At 75.4% G+C, this 24733-nt stretch carries 12 protein-coding genes; 11 read left to right on the forward strand and 1 reads right to left on the reverse strand.

The features are described from left to right. Positions 1–23 precede the first annotated feature (23 nt). From LX83_RS27620 to LX83_RS27655, 8 genes are all read left to right on the forward strand, one after another. Positions 24–6950 carry an amino acid adenylation domain-containing protein gene (locus LX83_RS27620; RefSeq protein ID WP_407649681.1) on the forward strand — a complete coding sequence of 2309 codons (6927 nt, stop codon included), beginning with the start codon at positions 24–26 and terminating at the stop codon, positions 6948–6950. Beyond that, the gene (locus tag LX83_RS27625; RefSeq protein ID WP_253776548.1) at positions 6947–13915 is read left to right on the forward strand and encodes a non-ribosomal peptide synthetase/type I polyketide synthase; all 6969 of its coding nucleotides are present in this window, start codon (positions 6947–6949) and stop codon (positions 13913–13915) included. The genes LX83_RS27620 and LX83_RS27625 overlap by 4 nt, the downstream gene beginning before the upstream one ends. After that, entirely contained in the window at positions 13912–14943 is a 1032-nt protein-coding gene (locus LX83_RS27630; RefSeq protein WP_253776550.1) for an acetylserotonin O-methyltransferase, read from the forward strand. The genes LX83_RS27625 and LX83_RS27630 overlap by 4 nt, the downstream gene beginning before the upstream one ends. Next, positions 14940–16235, forward strand: a complete 1296-nt coding sequence (locus LX83_RS27635; protein WP_253776552.1) for a cytochrome P450 — start codon at positions 14940–14942, stop codon at positions 16233–16235. Before LX83_RS27630 ends, LX83_RS27635 begins: the two co-directional genes overlap by 4 nt. A 43-nt stretch (positions 16236–16278) precedes the next feature. Then, complete coding sequence (locus LX83_RS27640) at positions 16279–16944, forward strand: DUF6875 domain-containing protein (RefSeq protein ID WP_253776554.1); 666 nt, start codon at positions 16279–16281, stop codon at positions 16942–16944. Next, positions 16941–18107 (forward strand): FG-GAP repeat domain-containing protein, encoded by a 1167-nt coding sequence (locus LX83_RS27645; RefSeq protein ID WP_253776556.1) that lies wholly within the window; start codon positions 16941–16943, stop codon positions 18105–18107. The genes LX83_RS27640 and LX83_RS27645 overlap by 4 nt, the downstream gene beginning before the upstream one ends. A gap of 32 nt (positions 18108–18139) precedes the next feature. After that, on the forward strand, positions 18140–18373 hold the full coding sequence (locus LX83_RS27650; RefSeq protein ID WP_253776558.1) for an MbtH family protein: 234 nt from the start codon (positions 18140–18142) through the stop codon (positions 18371–18373). Between the two features lie 99 nt (positions 18374–18472). After that, complete coding sequence (locus LX83_RS27655; RefSeq protein WP_253776560.1) at positions 18473–19801, forward strand: MFS transporter; 1329 nt, start codon at positions 18473–18475, stop codon at positions 19799–19801. Between the two features lie 15 nt (positions 19802–19816). Here the strand turns inward: LX83_RS27655 and LX83_RS27660 are convergent, their stop codons facing one another. Continuing rightward, positions 19817–20632, reverse strand: a complete 816-nt coding sequence (locus LX83_RS27660; RefSeq protein ID WP_253776562.1) for a serine/threonine-protein kinase — start codon at positions 20630–20632, stop codon at positions 19817–19819. Positions 20633–20798: 166 nt separating this feature from the next. Here LX83_RS27660 and LX83_RS27665 point away from each other — a divergent pair, with 166 nt between their 5' ends. Genes LX83_RS27665 through LX83_RS27675 form a run of 3 tightly spaced genes read left to right on the forward strand, consistent with a single transcriptional unit; the run spans position 20799 to position 24660 of the window. After that, positions 20799–22379: an FAD/NAD(P)-binding protein gene (locus tag LX83_RS27665; protein ID WP_253776564.1), complete on the forward strand. Its 1581-nt coding sequence runs from the start codon at positions 20799–20801 to the stop codon at positions 22377–22379. Next, positions 22376–22807: a hypothetical protein gene (locus tag LX83_RS27670; protein ID WP_253776566.1), complete on the forward strand. Its 432-nt coding sequence runs from the start codon at positions 22376–22378 to the stop codon at positions 22805–22807. The genes LX83_RS27665 and LX83_RS27670 overlap by 4 nt, the downstream gene beginning before the upstream one ends. Beyond that, the gene (locus LX83_RS27675) at positions 22804–24660 is read left to right on the forward strand and encodes a hypothetical protein (RefSeq protein ID WP_253776568.1); all 1857 of its coding nucleotides are present in this window, start codon (positions 22804–22806) and stop codon (positions 24658–24660) included. The genes LX83_RS27670 and LX83_RS27675 overlap by 4 nt, the downstream gene beginning before the upstream one ends. Positions 24661–24733 lie beyond the last annotated feature (73 nt).

Raw genomic sequence — 24733 nt, forward strand, 5'->3', positions numbered from 1 at the left:
ACCCCACCGCCACCACCACCCCCATCGGCACACCCCTGCCCGGGGTGACCGCGCGAGTGCTGGACCACAACCTGGCGGTCACCCCGACGACCGGAGAGCTGTGCGTCGGCGGCGGTGGGGTGGCCCGCGGCTACCTGGGCAACCCCCGGCTCACCGCGGCCCGGTTCGTGCCCGACCCGCACGGCGAGCCGGGCGCGCGGCTGTACCGGACCGGGGACCTCGCGCACCTGGCGCCAAGCGGTGAGCTGGTCTTCCACGGCCGCGCCGACCAGCAGGCCAAGATCAACGGCTACCGGGTCGAACTCGGCGAGATCACCGCCGCGCTCACCGCGCACCCGGCGGTCCGCGCCGCGCACACCGCGCTGACCCCGGGCCCGGAGATCACCGCCTACCTGGTCGGCGAGGTGGACCTGGCCGAGCTGCGCGCCCACCTGGCCAGCCAGCTGCCGACCTGGATGCACCCGGCGCACCTGATCCCGCTCACCGAGCTGCCGCTCACCGTCAACGGCAAACTGGACACCGGCCGGCTGCCGCTGCCCACCCCGGTCGAGCAGGTGCACCAGCCGCCCCGGGGCGACACCGAGGTCGCGGTGGCCGCGATCTGGTCGGAGCTTCTGGCGGTGCGGAACCCGTCGCGCACCGACGACTTCTTCGCCGCCGGTGGGCAGTCGCTGCTGGCCACCCAGCTGATCGCGCGGGTGCGCGTCGCGCTGGGCCGGCAGGTGGCGCTGCGCGCGGTGTTCGAGCACCCGACCATCGCCGCCCTGGCCGCGCACCTGGACACCTGCCCGCCGGCCGACCGCCCGCTCGCACCGGCCAGTCGGCCGGCGCGGTTGCCGCTGTCCGCGGCACAGCGGCGGATCTGGGTGCAGACCCAACTGTCCACAACGGACGCGTACGTGATCGCGGGCAGCATCCGGACCAGCGGCGCGGTGTCCACGGCCGAGCTGGCCGACCGGCTGACCGCGGTGGTGGCCAGGCACGAGGCACTGCGCACCAGCTTCCCGCACGACGAGCACGGCCCGTGGCAGCTGGTCCACCCGCCGGCGCCGGTGCCGCTGCCGGTGATCACCCCGGCCGAGCGCGCCGCGTTCGTGGCACGGCCGTTCGACCTGGCCGCCGGACCGCTGCTGCGGGCCGCCACGATCCGCCACGACCACGACCACGGGCTGGAGCTGGTGGTCGTCGTGCACCACATCGCCTGCGACGGCTGGTCACTCGGCCTGCTGCTGGCCGAACTGGCCGGCGCGCCGACCCGGCCGCTGGCCGTGCAGTACGCCGACTACACGCTGTGGGAGGCCGGCCGCGACCACGGCCGGCACCTGGCGCACTGGCGGGACCGGCTGGCCGACCTGCCGGACCCGCTGCGGCTGCCCGCCGACCGGCCCCGCCCGGTGGCGTGGGACGGCCGGGGCGGCAACCACCACCAGGTCCTGGACGCCGGCCTGACCACCCGGTTGCGCGCGCTGGCCGCCGAGCGCGGCGCCAGCCTGTTCATGCTGCTGGCCGCCGCCTACGGCGTGCTGCTCGGCCGGTTGTCCGGCAGCCGGGACGTGCTGATCGGCACCCCGGTGTCGCACCGGCCGGACCCGGCGCTGGACGGCCTGGTCGGGCTGTTCCTCAACACCGTGACCCTGCGGCTGGACCTGTCCGACGACCCGAGCGCGGCCGAGCTGGTCGACCGGGCGCGCGAGGCCGTGCTGACCGCGCACGAACACCAGGACGTGCCGTTCGAGCGCGTGGTGCGGGACCTGGGCGGGAGCACCGAGCAGGGCACCCACCCGGTGTTCCAGACCATGCTGTCGGTCCGGCCGGAACTGCCCGAGGCGGTCACCGTCAACGGCGTCGCGCACCGGGCGGCCGCGCTGGACACCGACACCGCCAAGTTCGACCTGTCCGTGGAGATCGTCGGGGTGGACGGGCCAACGCCCGCGCTGCGCTGGGAGTACCGCACGCAGCTGTTCGACGCCGCCACCGTCGCCCGGTTCGCCGGGCACTTCCACACCCTGCTCACCGGCATCGCCTCGGCCCCGGCCACCCGGGTCAGCCGGCTGCCGCTGCTGACGGCCGCGCAGCAGGACGCCGCGCTGGTGCGGCCGGCGCCGGTCGCCGCGCCCGGGGTGCTCGACCGCTTCCGCGCCGCGGTCGCCAACCACGGCGACCGGACCGCCGTGGCGCAGGCCGGCCGCACCCTGTCCTACCCCGAGTTCGCCGCGCGGGCGCACGCACTGGCCGCGCGCCTGCGCGAACTGGGCGCCGGCCAGGAGACCCTGGTCGGGCTGCACGCCGGGCGCGGCATCGACACCGTGGTCGGGCTGTGGGCCGTCCTGCTCGCCGGCGCCGCGTACCTGCCGCTGGACCCGACGCACCCGCCGGCCCGGCTGCGCCAGATCGTCGAGTCGGCGCGCCCGGTCGCGGTGCTGACCGAACCCGCCCTTGGCCCGCCGCCCACCTCGGACGTGCCCGTGCTCGACCTGGCCGCGCCGTACCCCGCCGCGGCCGACGCCGGGGTCGAGCCGCACCCGGCGGCACTGGCCTACGTGCTGTACACGTCCGGGTCGACCGGCGTGCCCAAGGGCGTCGCCGTCACCCACGCCAACCTCGCCACCCTGCTGTCCGCCATGGACACCCTCCTGGCCACCCCACAACCCCAAACCTGGCTCGCCCTCACCAGCACCGCCTTCGACATCTCCGTCGTCGAACTCATCTGGACCCTCACCACCGGCGCCACCACCGTCCTGCCCGACACCACCCCCATCACCGACCAACTCACCACCATCACCCACCTGCAAACCACCCCCACCTACGCCACCACCCTGCTCACCCACAACCCCCACGCCCTCACCACCCTCACCACCCTGCTGCTCGGCGGCGAAACCATCACCCAACACCTCCGCGACCTCCTCCACCACCTCCCCCACACCCACCACATCAACGGATACGGCCCCACCGAAACCACCGTCTACGCCACCACCGCACCCATCGACCCCACCGCCACCACCACACCCATCGGCACACCCCTGCCCGGCACCGGGGCGGTGGTGGTCGAGCCGTCGTTGCTGCCGGCGCCGACCGGCGTGGTCGGTGAGCTGCACCTGACCGGGGCCGGGGTCAGCCGGGGCTATCTGGGCAACCCCCGGCTGACCGCGCAGCGGTTCCGGCCCGACCCGCTCGGCGAGCCGGGCGCGCGCGCCTACCGCACCGGCGATCTGGCGCACCGGGACGCCGCCGGGGTGCTGCACTTCCACGGCCGCGCCGACCAGCAGGCCAAGGTGCGCGGCTACCGGATCGAACTCGGCGACATCACCGCCGCGCTGGCCAGGCACGACCAGGTGCGCTCCGCGCACACCGCGCTGGGTCCGGACGGCGACATCGTGTCCTACGTGGTCTACGCGGGCGAGCCGGTCCCCGACGAGCTGGCCCGCCACCTGGCCGAGCAGCTGCCCGCGTGGATGCGGCCGGCCCACCTGGTGGCGCTGGACGCGCTGCCGCTGACCGTCAACGGCAAGCTGGACACCCGCCGGCTGCCCGTGCCCGCGCCGGTGGCGCGGCCGGTGCTCGCCCCGGCCACCGCGGCCGAACACCGGGTGGCCGCGCTGTTCGCCGAGCTGCTGGCGGTGCCGGTCGACTCGGTCGAGGACGACTTCTTCCGGCTCGGCGGCCACTCGCTGCTGGCCACCCAGCTGGCGGCGCGGCTCGGCCTGCCGCTGCGCGCGGTGTTCGACCACTCCTCGGTCGCCGCGCTCGCCCGCCAGCTGGACGACCGGCCCTCGGCGCCGCGCACCCCGGTGCGGCGTGCCCGACCCGCCCGCCTGCCGCTGTCGCCGGCGCAGCGCCGGCTGTGGTTCCTGGAGCAGCTGGCGCCCGGCGGGTACGCGGTGCCGGTGTCGGTGCGGATCAGCCCGCGCCCGGACACCGCCCGGCTGGCCGCCGCGCTGGACGCGCTGGTGCGCCGGCACGAGGCACTGCGCACCACGTTCCCGCAGGACGCGGCCGGTCCCCACCAGCACATCGCCGAGGCCCGGCCAATCCCGCTGCCGACGATCACGCCGGCGGAGCGGGACGAGTTCCTGGCGCGCCCGTTCGACCTGGCCGCCGGCCCGCTGGTGCGGGCGGCGCTCGTCACGCACACCGAGCACACCGAGCACGCCGAGCTGCTGCTGGTGCTGCACCACATCATCTGCGACGGGTGGTCGCTGGACCTGCTGCTGGACGAGCTGATCGCCGCCGTGGACGGGGTGCTGCCCACCGAGGCGCCCACCCAGTACGCCGACTACACGCTGTGGCAGGCGGACCTGTTGGCCGGTGGCGAGCGGGACCGGCAGCTGGCCTACTGGCGGACCCGGCTGGCCGACCCGCCGGCGGCGCTGCGCCTGCCCACCGACCGGCCCCGCCCGGCCGGCCCCTCGGTGCGCGGCGCCGCGCACACCCACGTGCTGCCCGCCGAGGTGGCGGCCGGGTTGGGCGCGCTGGCCGCCGCGCACGGCACCACCCTGTTCACCGCGCTGTACGCGGCCTACGCCGTGCTGCTGTCCCGCCTGAGTGGACAGTCCGATGTGGTCGTCGGCACGCCGGTGGCCAACCGGGTGCGGCCGGAGCTGGAGTCGGCGGTCGGGTTCCTGGCCAACACGCTGGCGCTGCGCACCCCGGTCGAGGCCGCGATCCCGTTCACCGACCTGCTGGACCGCTGCCACGCGACCGTGCTCGGCGCCCAGGACCACCAGGACCTGCCGTTCGAGCAACTGGTCGAGGAGCTGCGGCTGCCCCGCGACCACACCCGCAACCCGCTGTTCCAGGCCATGCTGACGCTGCGGCACGAGCGCGGCCCGCGCACCGGCGCCTCCGGGCACACCTACACCACCTCGGGCGCGGACACCGGCGCGGCCAAGGTGGACCTGACCCTGGCGGTCCGGCACGACCCCGAGGGCGGGCTGGAACTGCGCTGGGAACACCCCACCGAGCTGTTCGACACCAGCACCGTCGCCGGGTTCGCCGAGTGCTTCGCGGTGCTGCTCGGAGCGGTCACCGCCGCGCCGGACACGCCGGTCGGCGCGCTGCCGCTGCTGTCCCCGCCCGCCCGGCGCCAGGCGCTGGCGCACGGCGTGCGCGCGGCGGCACCGGGTGCGCGGACCCCGGTGCTCGACCGGTTCGCCGCGCGGGTGGCCGAGACCCCCGAGGCGGTGGCGCTGCGCGACGACAGCGGCACGCTGACCTACCGCGAACTGGACCGGCGTTCCCGCGACCTGGCGGCCCACCTGCGCGGGTTGGGCGTCGGCCAGGAGACCCTGGTCGGCCTGCACGCGCACCGGGGCATCCCGCTGGTCGTCGGCATCCTGGCGATCCTCCGGGCCGGCGGCGCCTACCTGCCGCTCGACCCGGCCTACCCGGCCGGCCGGGTGCGCCAGATCGTGGCGGACGCCCGGCCACCGGTGGTGCTGTTCAACTCGCCACCGCCGGAGCTGCCCGGGGTGCGCCTGGTCGCGCTGGACACCGCGGTGCCGCCCGCCGAGGTCGAGCCGGTGCGCGTGCACCCGGACAGCCTGGCGTACGTCATCCACACCTCGGGGTCGACCGGCACGCCCAAGGGGGTGGCGGTCAGCCACGCCAACCTGGCCAGCTCCACCTCGGCCCGGTTCACCGTCTACTCCGGACCGGTGCGCGGGCTGGTGCTGGTGTCCTCGCCCGCGTTCGACACCTCGGTCGCGTCGATCTTCTGGAGCCTGTGCGCCGGGGCGGAGCTGTGCCTGCCCGCCGACGGCGCCCAGCTCGACCTGGACCGGCTGTGCGAGCTGCTGGCCCGGCCGGCCGCCAGCCACCTGGTGTGCCTGCCGTCGCTGTACCGGCTGCTGCTGGAGCGGTTCCGGGACGCGCCGAGCGCGCTGCGCGCGGTGGCCGTGGCCGGGGAGCCGGTGGACGCGGGGCTGGTGGCGCTGCACCACGAGATCACCCCGGAGGTGGCGCTGTACAACGAGTACGGGCCGACCGAGAACACGGTGTGGAGCACGGTGGCGCTGCTGGCCCCGCAGCCGCCGGGGGTGTCGGTGCCGATCGGCGCGCCGGTGCCCGGTTCCGGCGCGCACGTGCTGGACGCCGAGCTGGAGCCGTGCCCTGCGGGCGTGGTGGGCGAGGTGCACCTGAGCGGCGCCGGCCTGGCCCGCGGCTACCTGGGCAATCCCCGGCTCACCGCGGCCCGGTTCCGGCCGGACCCGCACGGCGCGCCCGGCTCCCGCGCCTACCGCACCGGCGATCTGGCGCACCGGGACGCCGACGGGTGGCTGCACTTCCGCGGCCGGGTGGACACCCAGGTCAAGATCCGCGGCTACCGGGTGGAACCGGACGAGGTCACCGCGACCCTGCTGCGCCACCCGGCGGTGACCGCCGCGCACACGACCGTCCACACCGGACCGGCCGGGCCGGAGCTGGTGGCCCACGTCGTGTCCGGTGTGGACGATGCAGAGCTGCGCGCGCACCTGGCCGAGCACCTGCCGAGCTGGCTGCGGCCGGCGCACCTGGTCGCGCTGCCCGCGCTGCCGCTGACGCCCAACGGCAAGGTCGACTCCTCCGCGCTGCCCGCGCCGGCCCCGGCGCCGGTGGTGGTCTCGGCCCCGGCGACGCCGACCGAGGAACGGGTCAGCGAGGTGCTGCGGCAGCTGCTCGGCACCGCAGGCATCGGCGTGGACCACAGCTTCTTCGACCTGGGTGCGCACTCGCTGCTGCTGGTCCGGGCCTGTGAACTGCTCCGCCCGCTCAAGCCGGACCTGCGCGTGGTGGACCTGTTCCGCTACCCCACGGTCCGGTCGCTGGCCGCCTACCTGTCCGGTGGCGGGCCGGACCAGCAGGCCGGGGCCGGCACCGACACCGGGGCGGGCCGGGCCCGGCTGACCCGCCGTCGCGCCCGCACCACCCGGCAGCACCCCGAACCGGTGAGCGAACCGCTGGAGGCCCCGTGACCACCCACCTGCCCAGCGCCGAGCCCGCCCGGGACGACACCGCCGGGCTGGACGCGATCGCCGTCATCGGCATGGCCGGCCGGTTCCCCGGCGCCCAGGACGTGGCCGCCTTCTGGGCCAACCTGCTCGCCGGCGTGGACTCGGTCACCGAGGCGCCCGACGGCCAGCCGCGCGGCCAGTTGGCCGACGCCGACCACTTCGACGCGGGGTTCTTCGGGTTCAGCCCGCTGGACGCCGAGCGGACCGACCCGCAGCACCGGGTGTTCCTGGAGTGCGTGCACGCGGCACTGGAGGACGCGGGCCACGGCGACCCGGCCCACCGTCCGGTGACCGGGCTCTACGCCGGGTCGTCGCTGAGCACCTACCTGCTCGACGTGCTGGCCAGCCCCAGGCACACCGCCGACCTGGACGAGTCGCAGCTGGTGATCGGCTGCGACAAGGACTACCTGGCCACCCGGGTGGCGCACCGGCTGGACCTGCGCGGGCCCGCGGTCGTGGTGCAGTCGGCGTGCTCCACCTCGCTGGTGGCCGTGCACCTGGCCGGGCAGGCGCTGCTGGCCGGCGAGTGCGACCTGGCCGTGGCCGGTGGGGTGTCGGTGCGCGGCGGCGGCTCCGGCGCGCGGCCGACCAGGGCGGACGGCATGGTGTCGCCGGACGGCCGGTGCCGGGCCTTCGACGCCGACGCCACCGGCATGGTGTCCGGCGACGGGGTGGGCGCGGTGGTGCTGCGCCGCCTCGACGACGCGCTGGCCGCCGGGGACCGGGTGCTGGCGCTGATCCGCGGCTCGGCGGTGAACAACGACGGCGGTCTCAAGGCCGGGTACACCGCGCCGTCCGTGCGGGGGCAGGTCGAGGTGATCCGGGCCGCGCACGCGGCCGGCGGCACCGACCCGGCCCGCGTCGGCTACGTGGAGGCGCACGGCACCGGCACCCGGCTGGGCGACCCGATCGAGGTGGCCGCGCTGGCCGAGGCGCTGGCCGCCGGCCCGGAGTGCGTGCTGGGCTCGGTGAAGACCAACATCGGCCACCTGGACGCCGCCGCCGGCATCGCCTCGCTGATCAAGGCGGTGCAGGCGGTGCGCACCGGCGTGGTGCCGGCGACCCTGCACTTCCGCACCGCCAATCCCGAGCTGGGCCTGGCGCGCACCCGGTTCCGGGTCAGCGCGCGGCCGCGCGAGTGGAGCGGACTGGCCGGGGTCAGCTCGTTCGGCATCGGCGGCACCAACGCGCACGTGGTGCTGGAGCGCGCACCCGCACCGCCCGCCGCGGACTCCCACCGGCCGTGGCAGCTGGTGCCGCTGAGCGCGCGCACACCCGAGGCGCTGGCCGAGGCCGCCGAACGGGTGGCCGACGCACTGTCCGATCTGGACGGTCCGGAGTTCGCCGACGCCGCCCACACCCTGCAGACCGGGCGGCAGCCGTTCCCGGTGCGGCTCACCGTCGTCGCCCGCACCGGCGCCGAGGCCGCCGAACGGCTCCGCGCCGCCCGACCGTCCACAATGGAGGACAAGCCCGGGGTGGCGTTCCTGTTCTCCGGGCAGGGCTCGCAGTACCCGGGCATGGCCGCCGGACTGCGCGCGACCGAGCCGGTGTTCCGCGCCGAGTTCGACGCGTGCCTGGCCCTGGCCGCCGACCACGGCGTTGACCTGCGCGCCGCCCTGGCCGACGCGGAGCTGTTGCGCCGCACCGAGTTCACCCAGCCCGCGCTGTTCGCGGTGGAGTACGCGCTGGCGCGGCTCTGGCGCTCGTGGGGCGTCACCCCCTCGGTCGTGCTCGGGCACAGCGTGGGCGAGCTGGTGGCCGCGTGCGTGGCCGGCGTGCTCGACCGGGACGACGCCATGGCCCTGGTGGTGGCGCGCGGCCGGGCCATGGCCGCCTGCCCGCCCGGCGCCATGCTCGCGGTGGGCACCGGCGAGCTGGGTGAGCTGCCAGCGGGCGTGGAGATCGCCGCGGTCAACGCCCCGTCGCAGACCACGGTGGCCGGCCCGGAAGCGGCCATCGCCGCGTTCGCCGAGCACTGGGCCGCCCGCGGGGTGCGCACCCGCCGGCTGCGCACCTCACACGCGTTCCACTCCTCGGCCATGACACCGGCCGCCGCCGAACTGGCCGCCGCGGCCGCCACCCTGCCGCACGCCGCACCGCGGATCCCGGTGTGCTCCACCATGACCGGGGCACCGATCAGCGAGATCACCCCGGACTACTGGGGCGCCCAGCTGCGCTCGCCGGTCCGGTTCGCCGACGCCGTGGCCGCCGTGCGCGGGCTGCCCCTGGTGGAGATCGGGCCGGGCCGGGCGCTGGCCGAGCTGACCGGTGCCCGGCCCAGCCTGCCCGGCGCCGGCGGCGGGGACGACCTGGGCACGCTGCTGGCCGCGGCGGGCGCGCTGTGGCGGGCCGGCGTGCCGCTGCGCTGGGCCGGCCTGCACCACGGCCAGCGCCGCCGCCGCACCGGCCTGCCCGGCTACGCCTTCCAGCGCACCCGCTACAGCGTGCGCGAGGGCGACGCCCCGGCCACCGTGCTCCCGCCGCCGGCGCCAGTGCCGGCGGAGTCCGCGGCGGCCAGCGGCACCGAGCAGGTGGTGGCCGCGGTGTGGGAACGGCTGCTCGGGGTCAGCGGGATCACCCGCGACCAGTCGTTCTTCCAGCTCGGCGGGCACTCCCTGGTGGGCATGCGGGTGCTGGACGAGCTGGCCGCCAAGTTCGGCGTCCGGCTGCCGGTGGCGTCCCTGTACGACCACCCGACCCTGGGCGAGCTGGCCGAGGCCATCGACCGGGCCGCCGCGCACGCCGCCGACCAGCCGGCCGACGAGCTGCCCATCCCGGCCGGGCCGGTGGACGGCGCGCCGCTCTCGCCCACCCAGGAGCGGTTCTGGCTGCGCCAGCAGGCCGCGCCCGAGGACGTGGCCGGCAACGTGTTCGTGGCGGTCCGGCTGCGCGGTCGGCTGGACGTGGCCGCGCTGGAGCGGGCCTGCACCGCGCTGGTCCAGCGGCACGCGGTGCTGCGCGCCCGGTTCGTGGACACCGCCGAGGGACTGCGCCAGGTCGTGCCGGACACCGCCGAGCTGGTGCCGCGCCGGGTCCGCACCGACGACCTGGCCGCGGTGGCCCTGGCCGAGGCCGAGCGGCCGTTCGAGCTGACCACCCAGCCGCCGGTGCGGGCCGTGCTGGTCGAGCTGTCCGACGGCGACCACGCGCTGCTGCTGACCCTGCACCACATCGCCACCGACGCGGCGTCCAACACCGTGCTGCTGCAGGACCTCGCCGCCTGCTACGCGGCCGAGGCGCGGGGCGAGCGGCCCCAGCACGCCGAGCCCGAGCTGCAGTTCGCCGACTACGCCCGCTGGCTGCGCGACCGGATGGCCGAGGGCGCCCACGCCCGGGCCGAACAGCACTGGCGCAACACCCTGGCCGGCCTGTCCGGCACGGTCGAGCTGCCGGTGGACCGCCCGGCCGGCACCACCGTCCACTCCGGACGGCTGACCCACCGGATCACCGGTCTCGCCGAACTCGACGCGCACTGCGCGGCCACCGGCGCCCCGCTGTTCGCCGGCCTGCTGGCCGCGTTCCAGGTGCTGCTCAGCCGCTGCGGCGCCGGCGAGCGGTTCGTGGTGGGCGTGCCGGTGACCGGGCGGCACCGGCCGGAGCTGGTGGGTGTGGTGGGGCCGCTGTTCAGCACCGTGCCGATGGTCGCCGACCTGACCGGCGCGCCCGGGTTCGCCGAGCTGGTCGACCGGGTGCGCGCCGCGGCGGCGAGCGCGTTCGAGCACGCCGCCGTGCCCGCCGAGCAGTTCCTGACCGGCGGCTACGACGTGCTGTTCGCCCTGCAGGACGCGCCGGCGCCGAGCATCGACCTGCCCGGCCTCACCGTGCGGCCGCTGGAGCTGGGGCGGGGCACGGCCCAGTGCGCGCTGACCCTGTCGGTGGTGCGCGACGGCGCCGACCTGGCCGTGCTGGTCGACTACGACACGGTCCGGTTCGACCGGGCGAGCGTCGAGGACCTGCTGGCCCGCTACGCGCGGCTGCTGCGCGTGCTGCCCGGCTGGGCCGCGCCGGTGGACCGGGTGCCGCTGCTCACCGCCGAGGAACGCGCGCGGGCACTGGCGAGCCTGGCTGATGCCACCGCGTGGCCGTGGGCCGACCGGCCGGTGCACGCCCTGGTCGCCGCCCAGGCCGAGCGCACCCCGGCGGCCACCGCCGTGGTGTGCGGGGACACCCGGCTCAGCTACGCCGAGCTGTGGCAGCGGGTGCTGGTCGAGGCGGCCGGGCTGCGCGCGGCCGGGGTGCGCCGCGGTGAGGTGGTGGCCGTGTGCCTGCCGCGCTCGGCCGAGCTGGTGGTGGCCCTGCTGGCGGTGCTGGCCTCGGGCGCGGCGTTCCTGCCGCTGGACCCGGCCCACCCGGCCGAGCGGCGGCGGCAGATGCTGGCCGACTCGGGTGCCCGCCGGCTGATCGGCGACGAGTCCGGTGTGGACGGTGTGGACGGTGTGGTCCGGCACGTGCCCGCGACCGGCGGTGGTGAGCTGCCCGAGGTGGGCGCCGAGGACGTGGCCTACCTGATGTACACCTCCGGCTCGACCGGCACGCCCAAGGGCGTGACCGTGCCGCACGCCGGGGTGTCCGCCGACCTGGCCTGGCGGCACGCGCTGACCGGGCTGGGGCCCGGCGACCGGTTGCTGCACACCGTGTCCGTCGCGTTCGACCCGTCGGTGTGGCAGCTGTTCGGTCCGCTGGCCACGGGCGCGGCCGTGGTGATCGCCACCCGCGAGCAGGCCGCCGACCCGGCCGAGGTGGTCCGGCTGATCGGCGCGCACGCCATCACCGTGGCCGACTTCGTGCCCGCCCAGCTCGGGCGGGCCCTGGACGCTGCCGACGACGAGCTGCGCACGCTGCGGCACGTGTTCTGCGGCGGCGAGCGGCTCGGCGCCGACCTGGTCGCCCGGTTCCACCAGCGCACCGCCGCGCGGCTGCACAACCAGTACGGGCCGACCGAGGCCACCATCGACACCACCTCGCACCCGCTGGAGCGGGACCGGGCCGAGACCGAGGTGCCGATCGGCCGACCGGTGGCGGGCAAGCGCGTGTACGTGCTCGACGCGCACGGCGAGCCGGTGCCGCCCCGGGTGGTGGGCGAGCTGTGGATCGGCGGGACCGGGCTGGCGCACGGCTACGCGGGCGCGCCCGGGCAGACCGCGGACCGGTTCCGGCCGGACCCGTTCGGCGCACCCGGCTCGCGCGTCTACCGCAGCGGCGACCTGGCCCGGTACCGGCCGGACGGCACCCTGGAGTTCGCCGGCCGGGCCGACGGGCAGGTCAAGGTCAACGGCGTGCGCGTCGAGCCGGCCGAGATCGAGCGGGTGCTGCGCGCGCACCCGGCGGTGGCCGAGGCCGTGGTGGTGGCGCGCCCGGTGCACGGGGTGCCGGCGCTGACCGCGTACGTGACGGCCTCGGGCCCGCTGGACGTCGGGGAGCTGCGGCCGTTCGTGGCCGGCCGGCTGCCGGCGGCGTTCGTGCCCGCGCACGTGGTGGCCGTCGCGGAACTGCCGCTGAGCCCCACCGGCAAGGTCGACCTGGCGGCCCTGCCCGAGGTGGTGCCGGACACCGGCGGCCGGCCGCCCCGGCCGGGCACCGAGGCGGAGCTGGCCGCGCTGTGGGCGCGGGCGCTTGGCCGCGACGAGGTGGCCGCGGACGCGGACTTCTTCCAACTGGGCGGCGACTCGCTGATCGCGGTGCGCATCGTCCGGGCCATCCGGGAGCGCTTCGGCGTTGCCGTGTCCGTGGGCGACTTCTTCGCCGCCGCCACGGTGGAACGGGTCGCCGACGCCATCACGGCATCCACTGTGGACACTCCGGTGCTGGCGCGCCGGTCCACTCCGGACGCGCCGCTGTCCTGGGCGCAGCAGCGGCTGACCGCGGTGCCCGCCGGGCCAGCGGCCGAGCTGGAGCTGAGCGCGCTGATCACCGGCGCGGTCGACGAGGACGCGCTGGCCGACGCGCTCACCGCCGTGGTGGCCAGGCACGAGGCACTGCGGGTGGTGGTCGACGGCGACCGGCAGCGGCCCGCCGACCCCTACCCGGTGCTCGGCGCCGGCGAAGGGCTGTCCCCGGCCACCGGTCGACTGCTCGCCGCCGAGTTGTCCACCGTGGATGGTGGGCACCGGTTGACGCTGCGGGCGCACCGGATCGCGGTGGACGGCGCCAGCGCGGGCCTGCTCGCCGCCGATCTGGCCGCGCTGTACCGGGCCCGGCTGTCCGGTGCGCCGGACGGGCTGCCCGCGCTGCGCCTGCACCACCCGGACTTCGCCGCCTGGGAACGGTCCTGGCTGACCCCGGCGGTGGTGCAGGCCGCCCTGCGTGACTGGCTGGCCGAGGCGCCGATCCCCGAGGTGCTCCCGGTGCTCGGCCCCGGCCCGCGGCTGGCCCGCCAGCACGTGCTGGACGAGCGGCGCAGCGCCCGACTGGCCCGGGCCGCGCGCGAGCACGGCGTGCCGGTGCGGTCGCTGCTGCTGGCGCTGCTGGCCGACGCGGCCAGGGACACCACCGGCCCGCTGCCGATCGCGGTGCCGGTGACCGGGCGGACCGAGCCCGGCCTGGACGGGGTGGTCGGCCGGTTCGTGAACCTCGCCGTGGTCCGCCCGACCCCGGCCGCGGCCGGGCGGGCCGAGCGGATCGGCCAGACCCACGCCGAGGTGCTGGCCGCCTACCAGCGCCAGCGGCTGCTGCCGCACACCGCGCTGGCCGAGGCGGTGGCACTGCCCCTGATGGCCGACCTGGCCGACCCGGCGCCGGATCTCGGGCCGGGCCTGGTGGCCGAGCCACCCAGGGAGCACTGGACGGACTTCGGGCTGGCACTGCAGGCCCACCACATCGGACACAGGTTGGAGCTGGTGATGCTGTACGACGCACGGATCGGCGGGGCCGCCGTCGCCCTGGCGGACGCCCTGTTCGCCCACCTCGACGAGGTGACCCGATGACCGAGGCGCCCACCGGGCTGGACGCGCGGCAGCGGGTCAGCCAGCTGATCGAGGGCTACCGGCGCAGCGCCCTGGTGCACACCGCGGCGCAGCTCGGCATCGCCGCCCACCTGGCCACCGGCCGGCGCGGCGCCGCCGAGCTGGCCCGGCTCACCGACACCCACCAGGGCCCGCTCACCCAGGTGCTGCGCGCCCTGGTCGGGCTGGGCGTGCTGGACCAGGACGAGGACGACCGGTTCGGGCTCACCGAGGCCGGGGCCTTCCTCGACCCGGCGCACCCGCAGTCCCTGCACGGCCCGGCCATCTACTTCGGCGGGCTCAGCTACCAGGCCTACGCCGGGCTGACCGCCAGCCTGCGCGACGGCGGCATCGCCTTCGACCACGTCTTCGGCATGCCCTACTACGAGTACCTGGACCGCGACCCGGTGCTGGCCGAGCACTACCACCGGATGATCGCCCTGGGCCACGGCACGGGCGCGCTCATCGCCAGCCTGTTCGACTTCGGCGCGGCCAGGTCCGTTGTGGACGTCGGCGGCGGCAACGGCTCGCTGCTCGCCGAGATCCTCACCCACGCCCCGCACGCCAGCGGCGTGCTCGTCGAGCTGCCGCTCACCGAGCCGTCCGCGCTGGAGACGCTGGGCCGGGTGCCTGGCGGCGACCGCTGCCGGTTCGTGCCCGGCGACTTCCGCGAGCACGTGCCCGAGGGCGGCGACGTGTACCTGCTGTCCCGGGTGCTGGCCAACTGGCCGGACCCGGTGGCCGCCAGGATCCTGGCCAACTGCCGCGCCGCCCTGGGCGGGACCGGGACGCTGCTGGTGTTCGAGATGATGGCGCCGGACCGGGTCGAGGCGGGCATGTCCGTGGTCGAGGGCGACATGAACGCACTGGCCCACCTGGGCGGCGCGGTGCGCACCCACACCCAGTTCCGCGACCTGCTGGCCGGTGCCGGGCTGCGGCTGGACCGGGTGCACCGGGTGCCAGGCACCTTCTGGACCCTGCTGGAGTCCACGTCGGACGGTCAGCCGTGATCCCCCGCTACGCCGGTCCCCCGCTGCTCGGCCTGAACCTGCGGTTCCTGCGCGACCCGATCGGCATGTTCTGCCAGGCCCGCCGCGACCACGGCGACCTGGTGGAACTCGACCTCGGGGTGGCCGGCTCGCTCTACGCCGCCTTCCACCCCGACGGGGTGCGGCAGGTGCTGCTCAACGGCCGGCGCACGCACCGCCAGCTGCTGCGCGAACTGCTCGGCAAGGGCCTGTTCACCAGCCCGTCCGGCGAGGACTGGGTGCGCCGGCGCCGGCTGCTCACCCCGCTGTTCCGCGCCGAGCGGCTGGCCTCGATGACCCCGCTGCTGCTGCGGCCGCTGGACGAGGCGCTGGACCGGCGGTGGCGGCCCGGCGCCCGGATCGACCTCGCCGCCGAGCTGAAGAAGATCACCGTGGCGATGATGGTGGATGCCACCTTCGGCACCGCGCCGGACGTGGACCGGGCCGCGGCCCGCGCCGCACTGGACTTCCTGCTCGGCTACGTCGACCACCAGCTGTTCACCCTGCTGACCATCCCCCGCTCCTGGCCGACCCCGGACAACCGCCGCTACCGCGCCGACATCGCCGCGCTGCGCCGCGTCATCGGCGACGCGCTCACCGCGCGGCGGCGCCGGCCCAGCGGGCAGCCCACGTTCCTGGACGGACTGCTGGACAACCAGGGCGACTTCACCGACGAGGAGCTGGTCGACGAGATCCTGTCGATCTTCGTGGCCGGCACCGAGACCACGGGCACCGCCCTGGTCTGGGCACTGCACCTGCTCAGCCTCAACCCGGAGCCGGCGCGGCGGCTGCGCGCCGAGGTGGCCGACGTGCTCGGCGCGGACGCGCCCACCGGGGACCGGCTGCGGCTGCTGACCTGGCCGCGCGCCGCGCTCCGCGAGGCACTGCGGCTCTACCCGCCCGCGTGGGCGCTGCGCCGGGTGGTGGACGAGCCGCTGCAGATCGGCGAGCACACCGTGCCGGCCGGCGCCCGGCTGATCGTGTCCTCCTACGTGACGCACCGGCACGAGGGGGTGTGGGCCCGGCCCGAGCAGTTCGACCCCGGGCGGTGGCTCGTCGACCAGCAGCGGCACCGGTTCGCCTACTTCCCGTTCGGCGCGGGCGCGCACCAGTGCGTCGGCAACACCTTCGCCCAGTTGGAGGGCGATCTCGTGCTGACCAGGGTGGCCCAGCGGTTCCGGCTGGACCCGCTGCCCGCCCGCCGCACCGGGACCAAACCGGCGATCGCGCTGACCCCGGTGCCCGCGCCCACCCCGCTGCTGCTGCCCGCCTGAGTTCCCAGCCCGAGCCGGCCCGACAAGGAACAGGTGTCCAACCATGAGAGCCGACAGTTCCCCACCGGACGCACCGCCCACACCCAAGACCCCGGTGTCCCTGGCCGACCTGCGCGCGGCCGGGGCCGTGCTGGACTGGCTGCGCGACTACATCTGCATGCCCCACCCGGATCTGGGCCGCAGCGGCCCGGTGTGCCCGTTCGTGCCGCAGTCGCTGCGCACCGACCAGGTCCGCATCGTGCTGCACGACGAGATCGACGGCAGCGACCCGGACCGGATCGCCGGTCTGCTGCGCGACTACCTCGCCGAGTTCGTCGCCACCACACCCAGCAACGCGGTGGCCCGGCGGCAGCGCAGCCTGGTGATCGTGCTGCCCGGCGTCGCCGCGCCCCACATGTCCACGTTGGACTCGGTGCACCGCGCGGTCAAGCCGGACATGGTGCGCGGCGGTGCCATGCTCGGGCAGTTCTACGAGGGCTGCCCGGAGACCGCCGTGCGCAACCCCGACTTCGCCGTGTCCACCGGCCCGGTGCCGTGCTTCGTGATCCGCCACATGGCCCCGCACGACGTGCTGTTCCTGCACCAGCGCCCGGACTGGTTCGCCGAGTACCACCGCCGCTTCGCCGCCGACTACGCGGCCGGCAAGGTCACCGACCCCCTGATGGTCCAGCTGTTCCGGCGGGCCGAGGAAGAACTGGAGAACCGATGAACCCCACCCCGAGCCGGACCACCCTGCGCCGGGCCACCCGGCTGGCCGCCCTCGCCTGCGCCGCCGCGCTCACCGCCGCGGCCTGCTCACTGCCCGAGGAGGTGAGCATCGGCAAGGCCAGCACGCTCAAGATCGGCGGTGGCCCGGCCTCGCTGGCCACCGCCGACGTCAACGACGACGGGATCATGGACGTGGTCACCGGGGACTTCCTGTCCACCACCGTGTCGGTGATGCTGGGCGACGGCAAGGGCGGCTTCGCCGACCCGATCAAGTCCGAGGTCGGCCCGATGCCCTCGGACATCGGGGTCGGCGACTTCAACGGCGACGGCAAGGTCGACGCCGCGGTCACCAACTTCAACGACGGCATGATCTCGGTCGTCTACGGCGACGGCACCGGCGGCTTCGGCAACCGCGCCCGCTTCCCCGGCGGCGAGGACCCGGCCCGCATCCTGGCCGCCGACCTCAACGGCGACAACATCCTCGACCTGACCACGGTCAACTACAAGGGCAGCGACATCTCCGTGCTGTTCGGCGACGGCGACGGCGCGTTCGACGACCCGGTGAAGACGCCGGTCGCGGCGACCCCGATCCGGATCCTGGCCGCCGACCTCAACGAGGACGACGTCGTCGACCTGCTGCTCGGCCACTTCGGCTCGGACGACGTGTCCATCCTCTACGGCACCGGCAAGGGCGCGTTCCGCGCGCCGGAACTGATCACCACGGCCGACGACGCGGCCGGCCTGCTGGTGACCGACCTCAACGACGACGACCACGTGGACCTGGCCGTGGCGAACTACGGTTCCAACGACGTGTCGGTCTACCTCGGCCGGGGCGGTGGCGAACTCGGGGAGCCGCGCCGCTACCCGGTCAACGGCGGCTCGCCCGCCGGCCTGGTGGCCGCCGACTTCAACGGTGACGGCTACCTGGACCTGGCCACGAACAACTCCGCGACCGACGACCTGAGCGTGCTGCGCGGCGACGGCTCCGGCCGGTTCAGCGAGGGCGCGCTGGCCGAGGCCGGCGACGACCCGCGCGGCGGCATCGCCGCCATCGACGTGGACGGCGACGGCGCCCCGGACCTGGTCGCGGTGAACCACAACTCCAACGACATGTCGATCCTGCGCAACGAGACCGGCGGCAAGGCACGGCGGGCCAGCCGGTAGGCAGCAAGCGGTACGGAAGGGATGGTGGTGGCATGACCACCGAGCGTGGCGAGACGACCGCCGAGAACACCGGGGGACCACTGACCCGGGTGGTGGTCAACCACGAGGAGCAGTACTCGATCTGGCCGGCCGACCGGGAACCACCCGCTGGATGGACCCCGGTCGGGGTAACCGGGACGGAGGACGAGTGTCTGGACTGGATCGAGCGGACCTGGACCGACCTGCGCCCGCTGAGCCTGCGCCGGGCCATGGCGGGAAACGGTTGACCACGTCGTGACCGGACCCGATCTCGCACCCACCGCAGCCGGCCGGGTACGGTCGGTGACCCGGTCGCACTTCGCCCGGAGAAGACGGAAAGGCTGAGCATGTCGACTGTTGACGCCGACGCGGGCGAGCGCGCTCCCAGCGCCTACCGTCTGCTGCGCACCGTCGGGCCGCTGCGCGCGCTGTTCGTGGCACGCGTGGTGTCCTACGGCGGTGACTCGCTCAGCATGGTCGCCCTGATGCTGCACGTGGCCAACACCACCGGGCAGGGCCTGGCCGTGGCGCTGCTGCTGCTGGTGGGCGACTTCGTGCCGTCGCTGATCAGCCCGCTCACCGGGGCCATCAGCGACCGGTTCGACCTGCGCCGCGTGATGATCATCTGCGAGCTGGTGCAGGGCGTGCTGGTGCTGCTGATCGCGCTGGCGCTGCCCCCGCTGCCGCTGCTGCTCACCCTGGTGGCGCTGCGGGCGATCGCCTCGCAGGTCTTCCAGCCCGCGTCCCGCTCGGCCATCCCGGCGATGGTCTCCGGCCGCGACCTGGAGACGGCGAACTCGGCGGTGGGCTTCGGCTCCAACTGCGCCGAGGCGTTCGGCCCGCTGCTGGCCGCGGCGCTGCTGCCGTTCCTGGAGGTGCGCGGGGTGCTGCTGGTGGACGCGGCCTCGTTCCTGCTCTCGGCCCTGGTGCTGACCAGGACGCGGGCCATGCCGCCGACGCCGGACCCGGACGCCGACCAGGGCAGCCTGCTCACCCAGGCCAAGGTGGGCCTCGGTTACATCCTGCGCACCCCGGCGATCCGGATCATCTCGCTGGGCTTCTGCGCGGTGGTGGCGTTCAACGGGGTCGACGACGTGGCCCTGGTGCTGCTGGCCAAGGAGAACCTGATGTCCGGGGACTCCTCGGTGGGTCTGCTGCTCGGCGCGGTGGGCATCGGCCTGCTGGTCGGGTACGCGCTGCTGACCCGCTACAGCACGGCGCTGGGCATGCCCGCGCTGCTGGTCGGCGGGTTCCTGGTGAGCAGCGCCGGCAACTTCCTGACCGGCCTGGCCTGGTCGGTGGCCGCGGCGTTCACCGTGCAGGCGGTGCGCGGCCTCGGCATCGCCGGCATGGACGTGGCCTCGTCCACCATGCTGCAGCGGATGGTGCCGACCAGCCTGCTCGGCCGGGTCTTCGGCAACCTCTACGGCAGCATCGGGGTGGCGGCGGCCATCTCCTACGTCGGCGGCGGCCTGCTGCTCGACGCCACGGACGCGCCGGCCACGCTGATGATCGCCGGTGGCGGCGGGATCCTGTTCACGCTGCTGGTGGCGGTCACCCTGCCCAGGGCGATCCGCCGGCACACCATGCCGCCGCCGCCCGCCGAGGAGGCGGCCGACACGCTGGCGGCCGGGCCGGACAGCCCCGGCGGGGCCAGCCCGTCCGGATCGGCCTGAGCCGGCGCCGCCCGGCTACCGGGGTGCGCCCGCCACCCAGCGGCGCACCGCGGTGGCCAGTTCCCCGCAGGTGGCGAAGCGCTCCTCCGGCCGGGCCGCCATGGCCCGGTCCAGGATGCGGGTGAGCGCCACCCGGTCCCCGGGCAGCGCGGCGCGCACGCGCTCGCGCAGCCCGGGTTCCTCGTCCAGCCGCCACGGCTCCACCCCGCTCAGGCAGGCCAGCAGCAGCGCGCCCAGCGAGTACACGTCGGCGCGGTGGTCGGTGGGCAGCCCGGCCAGCTGCTCGGGCGCGCCGTAGCCGGGTGAGCCGGCCGAGCGGTCCGGCCGGGCCACCGCCGCGGTGTCCGGGGTGCGCGCCGGCGTGGCGATGCCGAAGTCGCTGAGGAAGCAGTGCCCGGCCGGGCCCGCGGCCACCAGCACGTTGCGCGGCTTGACGTCGCGGTGCACCAGCCCCCAGGCGTGCACGTGGTCGAGCGCGGCCGCGACCTGGTCGACGATCTGGGCGGCCCTGGCCGGCGGGCACGGGCCGTTCTCGTCGAGCAGGCTCTGCAGGTCCGACCCGTGCACGTAGGGCATGACCACGTACAGCGACCCGCCCGCCTCGCCGGCGGAGAGCACCGGGGTGATGTGCGGGTGGTCCAGGCTCGCGGCCATCCGCGCCTCGCCGAGGAACCGGTTGCGCAGCCGCTCCTCGTGCGCCACCGAGGGCCGCAGCACCTTGACCGCCACCCGGCGGGCCAGCAGCAGGTCCTCGGCCAGGTACACCACGCTGATCCCGGACCCGCCGATCTCGCCCTGCACGCGGAACCCGCGAATGTGCGGAATGCTCACGCGGGCTCCTTTCCGGACGGTGTCGATCCCCCGACTCCCTACCCTACATAGGAAAACCACCGGGTGTACCGAATCCGGGCCACGTGCTTAGCTCGAATCCGAGCGAGACGACAAGCACCACCCGATCCGGGTGCCGATCAATCACTTCGCCAAGGGTGTGAAAACCGTGCCCACAACAGACAGTTCACGTGTGCTCGCGCCACCGGCGCCGCCAGGGTGGGACGAGCGCGCCCCCGAGTTGCCCGACTTCCTGCTGACGAGTCCGGTGTGGACGGACGAGCTGGTCCACGAGTCCGGAATCCCCGTGGTGGACGTGCCTTTCCTGACCGTCGGCGGCGGCATGGGCTCGTTCGCGATGATCGACTGCCTGCGGATCGCGGGTGTGCCGACCAACCAGATGAAGGTGCTGACCAACCTGCGCCACCCGTGGGAGAACTACGCGTACCTGACCGGGGTCTCGCAACTCCCGCCGCATTACCGAATTCGCTCCGACGCCTCGTCGATGCCGGACAACATCTGGGGATTCCCGAGCTACGCGGTCCGCCGCGCATTCCGCTCCCGCAGCCCGCGCGGATTCATCGCACCGCTGTGGAACGTGCTGACCGAGAACGTGTTCACCGACTACTGGACGCCGCTGGCCGGTGAGGTGTTCGACGGGATGCGCCGCGAGGCCGACCGCGTCGGCTACTGGGACTGCGTGGCGCACGGCCAGGCCAGGATGGTGCGCCGGCGCGCGGGCGGCGGCTACTTCACCGTGTTCACCACGCAGGGCGCGCACAAGCAGCGGGTGGTCTACCGCAGCGGGTACGTGCACCTGGCGGTGGGCTACCCGAGCATCCGGTTCCTGCCGGACATGCAGGACTACCGGGCCAGGCACGGCAGCGGCCACCGGTTCGTCAACGCCTACGAGCCGCACGAGCAGGTCTACACCGACCTGGTGGCCCGGCCGGGCACGGTGGTGGTGCGCGGCGGCGGCATCGCCGCGTCCGCGATCATCCACCGGCTGCTCAACGACCGGGAGCAGCACGGCGCGGCAACCCGGATCGTCCACCTGCTGCGCACCTATGTGGACGGTCCGCACGGGCCGTCCCGGTTCATGCGCCGCCGGGGCCGGCTGGGCTGGGCGCACCAGGGGTTCAACTGGCCCAAGGCCGCGTGGGGCGGTCAGCTCAAGGTGCGGCTGGAGAAGCTGGAGGGCGAGGACCGGCGGCAGCTGTGGGAGCTGATGGCCGGCTCCACCACGCCCTACCGGCGGGGTTGGCAGCGCCAGCTGGCCCAGGCCCGGCGCGACGGCGTCTACACCGCGGTCGGCGGGGTGATCGACCGGGTGGACCGCGCCGAGGACGACCGGCTGGCCATCGTCTACCGGGACAACGCCACCGGCACACCGCGCACGCTGGCCGCGGACTTCGTGGTCGACGCCACCGGGCTGATCGGCGATCTGCGCTCGCACCGGCTGCTGCACGACCTGGTGGAGGTGTCCGGGGCCGCGCGCAACCTGTGGGGCCGGCTGGACGTGAGCCCCGGCTTCGAGGTGCGCTCGCTGCGCAACGGCGCCGGCCGGCTGTTCGCCGCGGGCGCGGTCACCGAGGGCGCCTACTACGCGCCGGCCGACTCGCTGCTCGGCCTGCAGTACGCGGCGCTGCGGGTGACCGACCAGCTGGCGGAGTTGGGTTTCTGTCACCGGATCGGCTCCGGCCGGTCGATCGCGCAGTGGTGCAGGCGCATGCGGGGGGTGGCACCGTGACCCCGACCCTGCTGGGCCGCTGGCAGTCGCGGCTGTTCGTGCTCGCCACCGCGGGTCTGCTGTGGACACTGCTGGTCACCCCGCTGCTGCCGGTGGGCTTCGCCACGGTCAGCGAGACCTACGCGAGCACGTTCGCCGCGATCGGGCTGACCGCTGGCGTGGGCGTGCTGCTGTGGGAGCCGGTCTACCAGTTCCTGCAACAGTTCCGCTGGGAGAAGGACTGGCCGGCGATGTTCACCCTGCTGGAGGGGATTCCCGAGGGTGCGCTGGTCTTCTTCCTGCTGCGCGACGTCCTCGGCTTCGACGTGCGGCTCGTCCCGTTCCTCATCCATTTCGGCACCACCTGGCTGGTGGTGTTCCTGTGCCTGCACGGGCCGCTGCGCGTGGTGTCGGTCCGCTGGCGATTCCGCGGTGGGAGACTGCTGTGAAACTCGACGACTTCAAGGTGGCCGTGCGGCCGGGGCAGGGACTGGTCGGGCGCTTCCCGGCCGGGGTCCTGCTGCTGGTCGGCGACGACGGCGCCAACGCACACGACAAGCTGATCAACCTGTTCACCGACGGCGCCGAGGTCGCGCCCCGGCTGGAGGCGATGTTCGCCGAGCTGGACCCGGCCGCGCCGACGTCCACCTTCGCCGCGGTGCTGGAGACCGACCGGGGCATGGCCGTCTACCTGCACGGCCCACTGGAGGTCTCCGCGGACAGCCCGCACGCCGAGCTGCGCGCCTGGGGCCCGGCGATGGGTGATCTCCAGCGCTACGACGCGCCGGACGGCACCCGGTCGCTGTCCATCCGCGCGGCCGGCGAGCAGATCAGCGCGGAATCCGCGTCGCTGTCGCTGCGCACCGGCCTGGTCTCCGGCGGCGGCCTGGTGCTGCACCGCGAGGACGCCGCGATGCCGGATGACTCCACTGTGGACGGAATGGCCGCCGGGGACGGCATGGCGCACACCGGCGCGATGGCGGCCGTGGCCGACCACCGCGTTCCGGCGATGGCGGGCGCCCCGGCCGGCCCGGTCGGCACGGTCGGCACGGTCGCCGGCAGGAGCGGCCCGGCCACGGCGCCGCCGGCACCGCCGACGCCCGCCCCGCCGCGCCCCACCCCCATGGCCGTGCCACCGCCGCGACCGAGCACCGCACCACCGCCGGTCGGCGCGGCCACCGGCCGGGCCGGCGCGGTGACCACCGGCTGGGCGAACCCGAGGCCACCGGCCGACCTGCCCGGCCTCGGCCCGGCCACCGACACCCCCGCCACCACGGCGCCCGCCACCAGGGCACCCACCCCGACCTACGCCACCCGGCTGGCCGCCAGGCTGCTCAGCAGCGCGGTGGTCGGCGGCCTGGTCACGGTCCTGCTCGGGTTCGTGCTGCCGGTCGGCTTCGCCCCGCTCGACGAGGTCTACCTGACCACGTTCGTCGCCCTGGGCCTGCTGTTCGTGCTCGGCGTGGTCGTCTGGGACCCGGTCTGCCAGTTCGCCCAGCGGCGCCGCCGGGCCGGGGACTGGCCGGTGCCGCTGCTGCTGCTCCAGGCCGTGCCCGAGGCGGCGCTGGCCTACGGCGTGCAGGTGCTGCTGCTGCCGGAGCAGTTCCTGGTGGACGAGATCGCCCTGGCCATCGACGTGGCCGCCACCGCGGTGCTGATCGCCGTCGGCGTGGTGGTGCTCGGGCTGCTGCCACCGACCCGCCGGCTGCTGCACCGCGGCGCACCCGCCCCCGCCGGAGCGGCCACCGCCACCGGCGTCACCGGGCCCGCCCTGCCGGGGGTGCCCGTGGCCGAGCAGCCGGCCGGTGGCAGCGGCAGCGGGTCGGCCACGCCGCTGGTGTGGGGCATCAACTGCCAGCAGGGCCACTTCAACCGGCCGGACGCCCGGTACTGCGCCGCCTGCGGCACCGCCATGCACGGCCTCACCCACGAGCCCAGGCAGGGCCCCCGACCGGCACTGGGCTACCTGATCGGCGACGACGGCGTGTCCCACGTGCTCGACCACGACGTGGTGCTCGGCACCGCGCCGCACGGTGACGCCAAGGTGCGCGGCGGCCAGGCCACCGCGCTCGCCGTGACCGACGGCACCGGCCTGCTCGCCGAGGCGCACGCCGACATCGCCCTGGTCGAGTGGGACGTCACCGTGGTCGACCGGGGCCACCCCCAGGGCACCCACGTCCGCGAGCCGGACAGCGCCACCTGGGTGCGGCTGGCCCCGGGACAGCCGTTCACCCTCGCCTCCGGCAGCCGCATCCGCCTGGGCAGCCGCGACCTCACCTACCACGCCGCCAACACCCGCTGACCCCGTCCCCGCACCCACCGCACGCACCGCACACCGCACACCGCACACCGCACACCGCACACCGCACACCGCA

The sequence above is a fragment of the Goodfellowiella coeruleoviolacea genome, from assembly GCF_024171785.1.
Lineage (GTDB): Bacteria > Actinomycetota > Actinomycetes > Mycobacteriales > Pseudonocardiaceae > Goodfellowiella > Goodfellowiella coeruleoviolacea.